The following is a 13,906-nucleotide window of genomic DNA, read 5'->3' on the forward strand; positions in this document are numbered from 1 at the left end:
TTTTTAGAAATCTATACTATTTTGTATATTTTAAGATTAAATCTTTAGCAGCCAATGTTTCATCAGGACGTTTAATTTCTGTGTCATGAGGAGCTTCATGAACAATTTCAGGATTTGTTTCAGCTTCTTTTGCAATCTTAATCATAGATTCTGCAAATCCGTCAAGAGTTTCTTTTGATTCACTTTCAGTAGGTTCAATCATCAACGCTTCATGAACAATTAATGGGAAATATACAGTTGGTGGGTGATATCCCATATCCATTAATCTCTTAGCAACATCAAGAGTTACTAATCCATTAGGATTTTTCAATCCGCCAAGTACAAATTCATGTTTGAATTTTACATTTTCAGGAAGATTGTAGTAATCTCTTAGTTGATTTGCTAAGTAATTAGAGTTCAATACTGCATAATCACTTACTTTCTTCAATCCATCAGATCCCATTGATAAAACATAAGCATATGTTCTTACTAATACACCAAAGTGTCCATAGAAATCTTTCATCTTACCTAATGTCTTTGGAACATCATAAGATAAGCTATATCTTTCTCCGTTTTTAACTACAATAGGAACCGGTAAGAAGTCTTTTAAGAAATCTTTACATCCAACATATCCTGCACCAGGACCTCCACCACCGTGAGGAGTAGAGAATGTCTTATGAAGATTATAGTGAATTGCATCAAATCCCATATCTCCAGGTCTAACATGTCCTAATATTGCATTGGCATTTGCTCCATCATAATATACTAAACCGCCAGCATCGTGAACGATTTTTGTAATTTCTTGAATTTCTTTTTCGAATAATCCTAATGTATTTGGGTTAGTAAGCATAAGTCCTGCAGTATCGTCGCCAACTGCTGCTTTTAATGCTTCAATATCAACTAATCCATTTTCACAAGATTTAATTTCGATAATTTTATATCCTGCCATTGTAGCTGTTGCAGGGTTAGTTCCATGAGCTGAATCAGGAATTATAATTTTATCTCTTTGGAAATCTTTGTTGTCTTCATGATATGCTTTAAATAACATAATACCTGTTATTTCACCATGAGCTCCAGCTGCAGGTTGTAATGTGCAAGCATCCATACCTGAAGTTTCATTTAAAGCTTCTCCAAGTTCATACATTAATTGTAAAGCACCTTGAGCTCCACATTCAGGAATATTTGGATGAAGTGTTGCAAAACCCGGAAGAGCACACATAGCTTCATTGATTTTTGGATTGTATTTCATTGTACAAGATCCTAGTGGATAAAATCCTGTATCAACACCAAAGTTTTTATTTGAAAGATTTACAAAATGTCTAACAACTTCCGGTTCGGAAACTTCCGGTAAATCAATTTCGCCATCATTTAAAAGTTCAGCAGGAATTAGCTCTTTAATACATACATCTTCAACATCCAATTCTGGTAATTTATGACCAATTTTACCAGGTTTTGATAGTTCAAATATTAATTTATCGTATTTCATATTATGCTTCCTCCAATACCTTACATAGTTTGTCTATTTCTTCCTTAGTACGTTTTTCTGTAACTGCAAACATAATAACATTTTCTAATTCAGGATAGTGCTTTCCAAGATCGAAACCACCGATTATTCCGTTTTCAAATAATTTCTTATTTAATTCGCAAACCGGTTTTTTAGCTTTTAATGCAAATTCTTTATAGAAAGGAGCATCAAAAACTTTTTCGAATTTACCTGTTTCTAAAAGTTTCTTGTAAAGATAATGAGCTTTCTTTATACATTGTTTTGAAAGTTCTTTAAGACCTTCTTTACCTAGAAGATCCATATAAATTGCTGCAGTCAAAACATTAAGACCTTGGTTAGAACAGATATTTGAAGTAGCTTTCTCTCTCTTAATATGTTGTTCTCTGGCTGATAAAGTAAGAACCCAACATCTCTTTCCATCTCTGTCAACAGTTTGTCCAACTATTCTTCCAGGAACTTTTCTTAAGAATTCTTTATTTACAGCCATAAATCCTAGATATGGTCCACCATATGAAATAGGGAGACCTAGTGATTGAGCTTCACCTACAACTACGTCAACATTACAATCAGACGGTTTCTTTAAAGTTCCCAAAGAAGATGGGTCAATAGAAACTACTGAGTAACATTTTTTAAATCCATGTGCAAGTTCTGAAATCTTAGTTACATCTTCAATATTACCGAAGAAGTTTGGATTTTGAACTAGAACAGCTCCAATTTCATCATTTAATTTTGCTTTTAAATCATCAATACAAGTTACACCGTTACAAGTTTTAACAACTTCCATTTCAATATGTTGAGCATGAAGGTAAGTTTTTAAAACTTCTCTTGACCAAGGTGCAATAGCTTCAGAAACTAAAACTTTTTTCTTTTTAGCATGATGAGCAGTCATAATTGCTGCTTCAGCCAAACTTGTTCCTTGATCATAAAGTGATGCATTCGCATATTCCATACCAGTTAGATTTGAAATCATAGTTTGGAATTCAAAAATATATTGTAAAGTTCCTTGACTGATTTCCGGTTGGTATGGAGTATAAGAAGTCAAAAATTCACTTCTGCTAATAATTGTTGGAATAACAGCAGGAATATAATGATCATAAGCACCTGCACCTAAAAATGTTGGATATTCACTTGAAGATGCATTTTTACTTGCTAACTTAGTTAGATAGTTATAAACTTCCAACTCACTTTTTGCTTTTGGAATATTTAATTCTCTCTTTAATTTTAATTCTTCAGGAATATCTGAGAATAAATCTTCAACAGAATTAACACCAAGGCTATCTAACATATCTTTAACATCTTGTTCTGTTAGAGAAATATAAGGATACATATAGAATTTACCTCCTAATAATTTAATTATTTTTTAAGAAATTTCTTACTGATTAAAACAGCAGGAACTCTTTTATTTCTGATTTCAACTTGAACTTCATTTCCTACTTCAGCTTGATCAGCGTCAACAATTACATTCGCAATAGTTTTGCCTAATGTAGGTGACATATAACCAGTTGTTACAAATCCGATTTCTTTATCATTTTTAAATATTTTTGCTCCGTGTCTTGCAATACCTTTACCGGTTAATTCAAGACCAATTAATTTTCTTGGAACTCCGGCTTCTTTAAGTTTTGTTAAAGCAGCTTTACCAATAAAATCAGCTTCTTGTTTTAATTTTACGAAATATCCAAGACCTGCTTCAAGTGGAGTAATAACGTCGTCCATTTCATTTCCGTAAAGTGGAAGAGATGCTTCAAATCTTAGAGTATCTCTACAACCTAAACCACAAGGAACAACTCCATCTTCCTTGCCGATTTTAAGTATTTCATCCCATAATTTATTAATATCTTCGCCTGAACCGTAAACTTCAAATCCGTCTTCACCTGTATATCCTGTACGTGAAACTAGGAATTTTCCACAATCTCCAAGTTCAACATTTTCTTTAAAAGTAAAGAACTTTATTTCATTTGCTAAATCAACATTTTTAGCTAATTTTTGTAATACTTTTTCAGCCTTAGGGCCTTGTAATGCAATTTGTGCAGTTTCTGATGAAATATTTTTAATTTCTACATCATAGTTTCCTTTTTGTTTTAGGAACCAATCAAAGTCTTTATCAGTATTTGCAGCATTTACTACGATATACATATCTTCTTGACCTTTTCTGTAAACTAATAAATCATCAACAACTCCACCGTTTTCATTACATAATAAAGAGTAAATAACTTGTCCGTCACCAATAGTTCCTAAATCATTAGTGATTAAATGATTTACATAGTCAAAAGCATCTTTACCTTTAACAGTAACTTCTCCCATATGTGAAACGTCGAATAAACCAGCGTTATTTCTAACCGCATGATGTTCAGGAGCTAATCCTTCGTATTTAACAGGTAATAACCAACCTGCATAATCAACAACTTCTCCTCCATATGAAACGTGTTTGTCGTACAATGGTGTTTTTTGTGCAGCCATATCAAATTCCTCCTTAAATTTTAATAGAAATCAATTACCTCTCATAAGATAACTCTTTTCCTTTAATGTAATTATATTATAAAAAAATAAAAAACACAATAGTCTTTATATAAAAATATAAAAAGTTTTTTATTAAGGTAAAACTATTATTTATAAAATTAACAAAAAAGAACAATTGAAAAATAAAAATGTTTTTATTTTAACTTATAGATTAGTAATATACAAAAATTATACCCTAAATAATTACAAAATAATATAAAAATATAAAACTTTTTTTAAAAATATTTAAAATATTTTATCTACAAACTAAATATTGATAAGATTTACTATAACTATTGATAAAATAATAAAAAAATTTAATTTTTTAAATATATTTAAAAAAATATAATTAAAAATAAAATTTTTTTATAAAAATTTTTTAATTATACAAAGATTATGTTACAAAAGTTAAAATATACAGAAAAAAATGACTTTTTGTCAAAAACTTTTTTTAGAAATTTATATCTTGTTAAAAATATTTTTTTAAAAGTTTAATCAAATTTTTTTATCTAAAAACAAAATATCGTTATTCAAATATTTTTAAAATTTATATTTTGGGTATAAAATTTTTGTGATATAATTATAAAAGAATAATACAAATTATTATCGAGGAGGTTATTATGAAAAAAATTGGACTTTTAGTAAATCCTATTGCCGGAATGGGTGGTAGAGTAGGACTTAAAGGAACTGATGGAGAAGGTATTTTAGAAAAAGCAATAGCACTTGGTGCTGTTCAAGAAGCTCCTGAAAAAGCTAAAAAGGCATTGAGGAAAGTTGTTGAGTTAAAAGACAAATTTAAAGTCTTTACTGCAAGTGGACTTATGGGAGAAGAAGAATGTAAAGAGCTTGGCTTAGATTATGAAATTGTTTATAATGCCTCTGAAAAATCATCAGTTACTGATTCAAGAGAACTTTTAAAATATTTTTTAGAAAATGGCATTGAATTGATTTTCTTTGTAGGTGGAGACGGAACAGCAAGAGATGTTTATTCAGTTATAGAAGATAAGATTCCGGTAATTGGAGTACCTGCGGGAGTAAAAATTCACTCACCTGTTTATGGAAACACTCCTGAACAAGCAGGAAGTCTTCTTTTTGAAGTTATAAATGGAGTGGAGCTTCCGGTAATTGAAAAAGATGTCGTTGATATTGACGAAGACGCTTTTAGGGATGATAGAGTAGAAGTTAGACTTTATGGTTATCTAAAAGTTCCTTTTGATCAAAGATATTTACAAAATAAAAAATCACAAACTCCTCAATCAGATAGCGACGCTCAAGTTTCAATTGCCTGTGATGTAATAGATGGTATGAAAGATGATATTTTCTATATAATTGGATCCGGAACAACTCCTATGTATATCATGAAAGAATTGGATTTACCTTATACTGTATTAGGTGTTGATATAATAAAAAATAAAAAACTTGTAAAAAAAGATTGTAGTGAAAAAGATATACTTGAAGTAATTGGAGATGAAAGAGCTATTTTGATTGTAACTCCGATGGGTGGACAAGGTTATGTATTTGGACGTGGAAATCAACAATTAAGTGCAAATGTTTTAAGAAAAATCGACAAAAAAGATATTATAATAATTGCAACAAACGGGAAACTTGAGAGTATAACATCAGGTCATCTCGTAGCTTATACAATGGACGAAGAAATAGATAAGAAATTAAAAGGCTACTATAGGGTTAAAATCGGATATGAAAGAGAAAAAATGATGTTAGTAGATAATGAATAATAAATTAGGCGATAGAAATATCGTCTTTTTTGTATAATATTTGAATAATATGATTTTATAACTTAAGCATATTAATTTAATTAGTTATTGTTTTAAACTTTGTATAAAATTTCTATATATTTTTATTTAGTACTACCTTTTTGGGCTAAAGTATGTTATAATAATATTGTCTAAGGTTCCTGTTTAATTATACCTACATTTTTTATAAGGGATTACGGAGTTCTTACTTTGATGGCAGCCTTTTTTAAGGAAACCGTGAGATTTAAGACAGTTTGCCCACCTTCAATTGCGAAGGTCTATAAAATGACAGGAACCGAAAGACTTTTTAATAAGATAATAAATGATTAGGGGGTTTTTTTATGAGCTTAGCAAAGTATATTGAACAAAGACGTTTAGAAAGAGAAAGAGAAGTTAGAAGAAAAATAAGAAAAGAAAAATTATCCAATGCTGCAAAGATTACAGTTGGAGCTGCTGTTGGAGCTGGAATTGGTATCTTATTTGCTCCTAAGTCAGGAAAAGAAACAAGAGAAGATATTGTCAAAGCAACTAAAGACGGTGTTGAATATGTAAGTGAAAATGTAAATAATGCTGTTAAAGTTGTTGCTGATAAAGCTAAAGAAGTTAAAGAAGCTGTTGAAGAAAAATATGATGATTTCACTAATAGAAATATGACTGAAATTTCTCCGGAAGTTGAAGAAATGGATATAACAGAATCAACAGAAGAATAGTGAGGGAAAAATGGTAACAATAGATTTAGATTTAACTTTAAGAGTTATTCTTTATTTAGTTGCAATAGTTTGCTTGTTAGCTTGTATTTGTTTCTTCACTAAGTTAATAAAATTTTTCGGAAGAATGAATACCATTTTGGAAAAGAGCGAAGAAAGTTTGGTTTCAGTTTCTGAAAAATTGCCAAGCCTGGTTGAAAATGCTGACAAAGCTGTCACTAATGCAAATGAAATTCTTGAAAAGACTGATGAAATTTTAGTTAATACAAAGGATGATGTAATTGACAGTGTTGAAAACGTAAGTTCAACACTTGAAAATGTAAGAGATATTACTGAAGATATTAATATATCTACAAGATTTGTGGCAGAACAAGTTGTGGATACTACAATGGATATTAGAGAAAATGTTGACATTGTCATTGATAAGGTTGATATGATTATGAATATTGTAGAAGCTATAAGATCTTTTTTTAGAAAAAAATAATTTTTATAATATCGACTTTTTCTAATTTCTATTTTTTTATAAAGATGGGAGGACATCATGGGAGTTATAGGAAAATCGGAATTGTTAGAATCGTTGTATAAAATTGGAGAGGGCAAGGCTAACTATAGGCTTCATAAAATGCTAATTTTAGCTTTTTTAGCCGGTATGTTTATTGCCTTGAGTGGACTTTCTTATATAGTTGTTAATACGGGAATGGCGAGTTTAAATGCCACTTATGGAAAATTTATCTCTGGAGTTTGTTTCTCTTTTGGGCTTTTTGCCGTAGTTATTGCCGGTGCTGACTTATTTACAGGAAATGTTTTGATGTTAGCTCCTGCATTGGGAAAGAGAATTACATTTCTGAAGATGTTTAGAAATTGGGTATCTGTTTACCTATTTAATTTTATCGGTGCGATTTTTGTATCACTACTTGTTTATTTTGCAAGTGTCTTGTCACCACAAATGCTAGCTTTTTTGCATAAGATTACCGTTGCAAAAACTACAGAAAGCTTTATAGTTCTTTTATTTAAAGGTATAGGATGTAATATTTTCGTTTGTTTGGGAGTTTGGATGTCCTATGCTTGCAAAGATGGAGTTTCAAAATTCTTTGCCTGTGCTATTTCTGTTATATTATTTTTAATATGCGGTTTTGAGCACAGTGTTGCAAATATGTTCTATCTTTCACTATCCGTTATATTATCAGATATAGGCGTGGGAGCGGTTATATATGATTTAATCCCTGTTACAATAGGAAATATAATTGGTGGAAGTATAGTAGCTATTTGTTATTATTTCGCTTATAGAGATTAGGGGATGTATTAATGTTGGAGTTTCCAAAAAATTTTAATGTAAAATTGACTTTGTATAATGAAGATTATTCATTTGGAAATGGATTATATAGATTACTCTTATTGATTGACGAATATAAATCAGTCAATAGAACTTGTAAAGAAATGAAAATGGCATATTCCAAAGCCTATAAAATGATAATTCGTTCTGAAAAGGATTTGAATTGTAAACTTCTGGTTGGTAAAATCGGAGGAAAAGGTGGTGGAGGTTCAACACTAACTGAAGAGGCTAGAAAACTAATGTCATTTTATGAACAAATTAATAAAAATACAAAAGAATTTGTTGAAAAAGAAATTGCAAATTTTAAAAATGAAATTAATAAAGCGGAGAAGTAAAAACTCTCCGTTTTTTTGTTTAAATGTAAATATTTAATTCACTTAATATCGTTACAAAAGTTTCGCATAAGTATCCAAAACTTTATAAACTATAAAAACTTTCTAATAATTTATACTAAAGTTTTTAATTATTAATATAAATAATTAAACATTAATATAATACATATAACGACAGAAATTTTGAGTAAATACAAAGGAAAATATAATAAAAGCATAATTATTGCATAAAACAACGAAAAAAACGTATAAAGGTGTTGTATTGTAATTTCAATTATGTTATAATAAGAGTGAATTTAAATTTGAAATGGAGGTAGAAAATGAAATTATTAAAATTATCTGTTGAAGGCTTGATGCTTTTTAAAGGAAAGGTTGAAATTGATTTTTTTACTGAACAAAAAGTTATGTCAGGTAATAAGGATATGCTTTCTAATCCTTTTGGAAATATTTATACAAATAATGTGTTATCTATTGTTGGGATTAATGCTTCTGGAAAGACAACTTTATTAAAATTAATATCATTTTCTTTAAACCTGTTAAATGGAGAACCAATAAATAATATTGAAACTAAAGATATACTAATGGAATGTAAAAATGTAATATTTGATATAGTTTTCTATGATGACAATAAACATATTTGTAAGCTTAACACAAAAATTTCTATAGAACAGGAAAGTGATTTAGAAGAACGATATGTAATAGATGATGAGATTTTGTATAGAAAGAAAGTGTCACAAATTAGATCAAAGAAAGATATGTTTGTTTTTGATGAATGTGATTCTAAGACGATACGTGACAAATCAGCAGAATTTCTTAAAGACGATATTAGTATTGCTATTTCTATAAATAAAAATAATGGATTTAAAGTTCGTAATCTTATGGAATTAACTAATATTAACTCATTACGAATACTTGGCAATTTTCCAAGGGAGTTAATACAATTTTTGGATTCTAGTATAAATCAAATTAGATTTGATCCAAAAACTAATGAAATTAGGGTAGAATTTTATGGTAGAGATGTTATTGTTGTAAACCATCCATTACAATTAGAAAAATACCTATCTTCAGGAACAATAAAAGGAATTAATATTTTTTTAACTGCTATGTTTGCTTTTGAATTTGGAGGATATTTGATAGTAGACGAATTAGAAAATCATTTTAATAGAGAGATTGTTGCAACTTTAGTTAGGTTTTTTATGAATAAATTTGTTAATAAAACAGGAGCAACATTAATTTTTTCAACTCATTATGCAGAATTATTGGATGAATTCGAAAGAAATGATAATATCTATATAGTAAGAAACAGAGGAGGAATAACTGTCCAAAAATTATCTAATTTTATTAATAGAAATGATATAAAGAGGAGTGAGGTCTTTAAAAGTGATTTTCTTGATGGAACTGTTCCTTCTTATGAATCTTATATAAAATTAAAAAATGCTATTATTCAAGGAAAAATGAGTGAGGAGTAAGATTATTTTACTATGGATAAATTAGTTGCTTGTATTGTTGAGGGAACTGCAGAAAGAGTTATAATAACAAAATTATTGGATAATGATAAGTTAAAATTTTCTAGAAATGAACTGTTGGATGAAGAATTATTAAGAAGTAGGACTGCAAGAAAGTTTGAGGAAAAATATTTAGGAAAGAGTTTTAAATCCAAAATTAGTGTGTATAGAATATTAGATTCTAAAAATGAAGGATTTAAGTTACGTAAGACATATGCGAGTAAAGTGGATGTAATCAATGTTATTACAGCACCGGAAATTGAGATTCTTGTAATATTAAAAGAAGGAAAGTTTGATGATTATTGTAAATATAAAAGTAAGCTTAAACCAAGTGAGTATTGCAGTCAAGAGTTAAAATTTCATAAAGTAAAAAATGAGAATTTTTTAGAGGAATATTTTTCTGATGTAGAAGAGTTGGAAAATGTAATAAAAGAGTATAAGAGTAAGCATAAATTTTTAAAAGGAGAATTATGTTTAGCAGATATACTTAAGGATAATAGTGTATAGACAAAAATTATAAATTTAATATTTGACTTAGAGAAGAAATTTTAAATTTATTAAAAAAGTATTCTTATTAAAGATAAAGTTGAAATAATAGATTGTTACTATTTATGAAGGATTAGGTTTAAAAACAAAAGAATTTGTTGAAAAAGAAATTGCAAATTTTAAAAATGAAATTAATAAAGCGGAGAAGTAAAAACTCTCCGTTTTTTTGTTAAAAAAATGAAATATCACGTTCTGCTGATGAAAAATGTTGTGAAAAATTCAATAATTATGAGATTAAAATAAAAAATGGGTATATAATAAATGTAAAAATAAAAAAAGGAGGTCTTTTAAGATGGATCATGTAAAAGGATTAGAAAATGTTGTAGAAAACTCAAAAAATTTAGGTGGAGCTCTACCTAACGAAATGAAAGCTTTTAGCGATCTTTTTGGAGCAGTTTTTAAGGATGGAGCATTAACTGTAAAAGAAAAAGAATATATTGCACTTGGAATTGCAGTAGCTGTTCGTTGTGAAGGTTGTATCGAAGCTCATGTAAGAAATCTTATTAATCTAAAAGTTACAAGAGAAGAAATTGCAGGAATTATTTCCGTTGCAGTTCTTATGGGCGGAGGACCTTCAACTATTTATGGAGGAAAGGCATTAGAAGCTTTTGACCAATTATCTAAATAATAAAAATAACTTTAAAAAGTAGTGATTTTTTACTGCACCCCAAATTTTAATAGGAAATGGGTGCAGTTTTTATGTCTAAATTTATGATAAAGGATGATAATTAAATTTTCATCCATAATGTTTAGAAATAGTTGGTTTCTACAGAAAAAACTCCTAATAATGAAGGAGTTTTTCTAAATTTAATAGTCAATATATTCTAAAATGCCATTTAGTTTTGCGATTGCAATACCATAATTAGTAATTGGAATTTTCTGATTGATTGCCTGTTCAACACGATTCATCACATGTTTTTTGTTAAACATACAAGCACCACAATGAATAATTACATCGTAGTGACTTAAATCTTTTGGAAAGTCGTTTCCGGAAACAATGTCGATTTTTAAATCCGGATGAATTTTTTTGCGTAATAATCTGGGCAATTTTACTCTTCCTATGTCTTCTTTAAGTGGTTTATGAGCACAGGCTTCCGCAATTAAAACTTTTGAGTTTTCATCCAAAGAATCCAATTTTTGTGAGCAACGAATAAATTCCTCAATATCTCCTTTGTACTTTGAAAAAAGAACAGAAAAAGAAGTCAATAAACTATTCTTTGGTTTTTTTGGAAATACTTTTGCAAATAATTGAGAATCCGTAATAATTAAGTTTGGAGCTTTTGTTAAAGATTCAAGAGCTTTATCAAACTGCTCAAAAGTTGTGGAAATTACAATGCATTTATTATCCAGCAAATCGCGAATTGTCTGTACCTGTGGTAAAATCAATCTCCCTTTTGGAGCTTGAATATCTTGAGGCATTACCAAAAGAACTGTATCAAGCGGTTTGACAAGATGAGCGCAGATTGACTCTTCTTTTTCTAAGTCTTTACTTATATTTTGAAATTCTTTTAACAAGATGTCAAGATTTTCTTTATTCAATGCACTGACACAAATAGGCTTCTTTTTGAATTCCTTTTCTATTTCAATTGTTATCTTTTTGCTATCAACAATATCTGATTTATTAATTACAAAAATAATTGGTATATTTTTTTCTTCTAAATAATTAATCCATTCTCTCTCTTTTTCAAAGGAATTATCGCCAAATAATAATACGGCAATATCTGTCTGTTCAATAACTTGTTTTGTAAGTTCAATTCTTTCATTTCCAAGAATACTATCATCGTCAAATCCTGCTGTATCAATTAAAAGACAAGGACCTATCGGATGAATTTCAATTGCTTTTTTAACAGGATCTGTCGTTGTTCCCTTTTGCTTAGATACAAGAGATATAGTTTGATTTGCAATTGCATTAATAAGGGAAGATTTACCGACATTAGTTTTTCCAAAAAAGGCAATATGAATTCTATTTGCATTTGGAGTTGTTTGCAATTTGTTTCCTCCTTATCTTAAAATCTAAAGTCACGAGAACCATGTTCCATCTGATGAATATAGTCTTCTGAACGTTTTTTAATCTTTGGGCTAAAAATATTTTCCAACTCTCTTTTTACAAGCTGTTCTCCGAGTTTTTTCGTTTGAGGAGATGCATAGTCAATAAGATATTCAGTCAATGTCATAAGCGAATTAGGCTGACATACATTTCCAATTTGGCCTGATTTTGCTAGAGACATAAAGCGATCTCCGGTACGACCTGCTCTGTAACAAGCTGTACAGAAACTAGGAATATAACCTGATTCCATTAACCAATACATTATTTCATCAAGGGTACGTTTATCACTTGTATCAAAATGACTGGATGCAGGATTATATTTTGCCATATTTATCCTCCTTTAGTCGGTATGAGCCTTGTTGTTATATTTAATTTTATGATTTAATTAAATTATTATGTACAATTATCTTGGTATTTTTCCGAGATTTCGAATTGCTAACTCTAATTCTTTTCTTTCTTCTTCAATGTTTTTTACATTGATATCAGTTGGATAAATTTCATAAAGTTTTACATATTCAGGTGGGGTAACTTTTCGCATAATTACATTTGCACCACAGGAGAATAAATTATTATTTTCTTTACTATCCAATACACCAAGTGAAGTTGTTGCAGGTAGATTTGCCTTTGGCAAGATGATTCTAGTAATGGCAACAGCTTTTTTTGTAAGTTCCGTACTACCGGCAGAATAATTTTTGAGTTCTGTCTGTGGATGTGGAATAAAAGGACCAATTCCTGCCATATCACATTTCAAATCGTAAAGAAGAAAAATATCCTTTGCGATTGTTTCCAAATTTTGAGTAGGTAGTCCAATCATAAAACCGCCACCGCTTTCATATCCGAGTTTTTTGAGATTTCTCAGACATTCTGTACGATTTACAAGAGTTCCACAAGGGTGAAGTCTATCATAGAGCAAGTCATCTGCCGTTTCGTGCTTTAGTAAATATCTATCCGCTCCGCACTCTTTTAAATATGTAAGTTCTTCAAAAGTTTTTTCTCCACAGCTTAATGTAATAAACATATCCACTTGTTTCTTTATTTCCTTTATGATAAATCCCAATTTTTCTACTGTAAAATACGAATCTTCTCCCGATTGAAGTACAGCGGTTAAATATCCCGCTTTTCTTGCTTCTATAGCTGTATGTATTATCTCTTTTTCTGTCATTCGATAACGCTTGGCAGAAGAATTGGTAGAATTTAATCCACAGTATTTACATTTTCTTTTGCAGTAATTTGAAAATTCTACAATAGCTCTAATATCAATATATTTTCCGTGATTAAGATAATTTATTTTATCTGCATATTCAAACACCGAAGAAAAATCATCTAATTCAAGTAGGGATAGAATATTCTTTACAGAAATATCGTCTAGGAGTTTTTGAATTTTCGGATGTATATTCAATGAATTACTCCTTTGATTTTGTATAGGATGTTTTTACATTAAAACCCTCTAACATTCCCAATTTTCCGGATAAGCTGTTAATAACATTTGTAGGTGCATCGATGATAATGCTTATTAGAGAAACACCTCTTGTCTTGTAGGGAATTCCCATTCTACCTACAATATAAGAACCATATTCGTGCAAAATATCATTAATAGTATTTGCTTTTGTTAGGTCTTCTACAATAATTCCGATTAAAGCTAAGCGATTTTCTTGCATTTTTACCTCCTTTATTCCATAAAAAAACCGTATGAAAGAAGATAT

15 protein-coding genes are annotated in these 13,906 nt (G+C 29.4%); 8 read left to right on the top strand and 7 right to left on the bottom strand.

Features of this window, described 5'->3' with window-relative positions:
- Window positions 1-16: 16 nt before the first annotated feature.
- From gcvPB to gcvT, 3 genes are read right to left on the bottom strand one after another with little or no spacing between them, the layout of a single operon-like run.
- Window positions 17-1,465 carry an aminomethyl-transferring glycine dehydrogenase subunit GcvPB gene (gene gcvPB, locus ACMX2D_RS03820; RefSeq protein ID WP_414972764.1) on the bottom strand — a complete coding sequence of 483 codons (1,449 nt, stop codon included), beginning with the start codon at window positions 1,463-1,465 and terminating at the stop codon, window positions 17-19.
- Window position 1,466: 1 nt separating this feature from the next.
- Window positions 1,467-2,810 (bottom strand): aminomethyl-transferring glycine dehydrogenase subunit GcvPA, encoded by a 1,344-nt coding sequence (gene gcvPA, locus ACMX2D_RS03825; protein WP_414972765.1) that lies wholly within the window; start codon window positions 2,808-2,810, stop codon window positions 1,467-1,469.
- A 26-nt stretch (window positions 2,811-2,836) separates the two neighbouring features.
- Window positions 2,837-3,940: a glycine cleavage system aminomethyltransferase GcvT gene (gene gcvT / locus ACMX2D_RS03830; RefSeq protein ID WP_414972766.1), complete on the bottom strand. Its 1,104-nt coding sequence runs from the start codon at window positions 3,938-3,940 to the stop codon at window positions 2,837-2,839.
- A 659-nt stretch (window positions 3,941-4,599) separates the two neighbouring features.
- Here gcvT and ACMX2D_RS03835 point away from each other — a divergent pair.
- The 8 genes from ACMX2D_RS03835 (at window position 4,600) to ACMX2D_RS03870 (ending at window position 10,784) form a co-directional block, all read left to right on the top strand.
- Window positions 4,600-5,715, top strand: coding sequence for an ATP-NAD kinase family protein (locus tag ACMX2D_RS03835; protein WP_414972767.1), 1,116 nt, complete (start codon window positions 4,600-4,602; stop codon window positions 5,713-5,715).
- Between the two features lie 359 nt (window positions 5,716-6,074).
- Entirely contained in the window at window positions 6,075-6,443 is a 369-nt protein-coding gene (locus ACMX2D_RS03840; RefSeq protein ID WP_009448345.1) for a YtxH domain-containing protein, read from the top strand.
- Between the two features lie 10 nt (window positions 6,444-6,453).
- Window positions 6,454-6,924 (top strand): hypothetical protein, encoded by a 471-nt coding sequence (locus ACMX2D_RS03845; protein WP_414972768.1) that lies wholly within the window; start codon window positions 6,454-6,456, stop codon window positions 6,922-6,924.
- 57 nt (window positions 6,925-6,981) lie between these two features.
- Complete coding sequence (locus ACMX2D_RS03850) at window positions 6,982-7,734, top strand: formate/nitrite transporter family protein (RefSeq protein WP_414972769.1); 753 nt, start codon at window positions 6,982-6,984, stop codon at window positions 7,732-7,734.
- Between the two features lie 11 nt (window positions 7,735-7,745).
- The gene (locus ACMX2D_RS03855; protein ID WP_414972770.1) at window positions 7,746-8,108 is read left to right on the top strand and encodes a winged helix-turn-helix domain-containing protein; all 363 of its coding nucleotides are present in this window, start codon (window positions 7,746-7,748) and stop codon (window positions 8,106-8,108) included.
- Window positions 8,109-8,425: 317 nt separating this feature from the next.
- A complete protein-coding gene (locus ACMX2D_RS03860) occupies window positions 8,426-9,574 on the top strand; it encodes an AAA family ATPase (protein ID WP_414972771.1) in 1,149 nt (382 codons plus the stop codon).
- Window positions 9,575-9,586: 12 nt separating this feature from the next.
- The gene (locus tag ACMX2D_RS03865; protein WP_414972772.1) at window positions 9,587-10,117 is read left to right on the top strand and encodes a hypothetical protein; all 531 of its coding nucleotides are present in this window, start codon (window positions 9,587-9,589) and stop codon (window positions 10,115-10,117) included.
- Between the two features lie 331 nt (window positions 10,118-10,448).
- Complete coding sequence (locus ACMX2D_RS03870) at window positions 10,449-10,784, top strand: carboxymuconolactone decarboxylase family protein (RefSeq protein WP_414971419.1); 336 nt, start codon at window positions 10,449-10,451, stop codon at window positions 10,782-10,784.
- Window positions 10,785-10,963: 179 nt separating this feature from the next.
- Here ACMX2D_RS03870 and hydF read toward each other — a convergent pair whose 3' ends face one another.
- The 4 genes from hydF to ACMX2D_RS03890 all read right to left on the bottom strand — a co-directional run bounded on the left by hydF (window position 10,964) and on the right by ACMX2D_RS03890 (window position 13,861).
- Window positions 10,964-12,145 carry a [FeFe] hydrogenase H-cluster maturation GTPase HydF gene (hydF, locus tag ACMX2D_RS03875; protein WP_414972773.1) on the bottom strand — a complete coding sequence of 394 codons (1,182 nt, stop codon included), beginning with the start codon at window positions 12,143-12,145 and terminating at the stop codon, window positions 10,964-10,966.
- Between the two features lie 17 nt (window positions 12,146-12,162).
- Window positions 12,163-12,531, bottom strand: a complete 369-nt coding sequence (locus ACMX2D_RS03880) for a hypothetical protein (RefSeq protein ID WP_414972774.1) — start codon at window positions 12,529-12,531, stop codon at window positions 12,163-12,165.
- Between the two features lie 75 nt (window positions 12,532-12,606).
- A complete protein-coding gene (gene hydE, locus ACMX2D_RS03885; RefSeq protein ID WP_414972775.1) occupies window positions 12,607-13,602 on the bottom strand; it encodes a [FeFe] hydrogenase H-cluster radical SAM maturase HydE in 996 nt (331 codons plus the stop codon).
- A gap of 4 nt (window positions 13,603-13,606) precedes the next feature.
- Window positions 13,607-13,861: a TM1266 family iron-only hydrogenase system putative regulator gene (locus ACMX2D_RS03890; RefSeq protein ID WP_414972776.1), complete on the bottom strand. Its 255-nt coding sequence runs from the start codon at window positions 13,859-13,861 to the stop codon at window positions 13,607-13,609.
- Window positions 13,862-13,906: the final 45 nt, after the last annotated feature.

Origin of the sequence: Parvimonas oralis, from assembly GCF_047608425.1 — a bacterium.
Classification (GTDB): Bacteria; Bacillota; Clostridia; order Tissierellales; family Peptoniphilaceae; genus Parvimonas.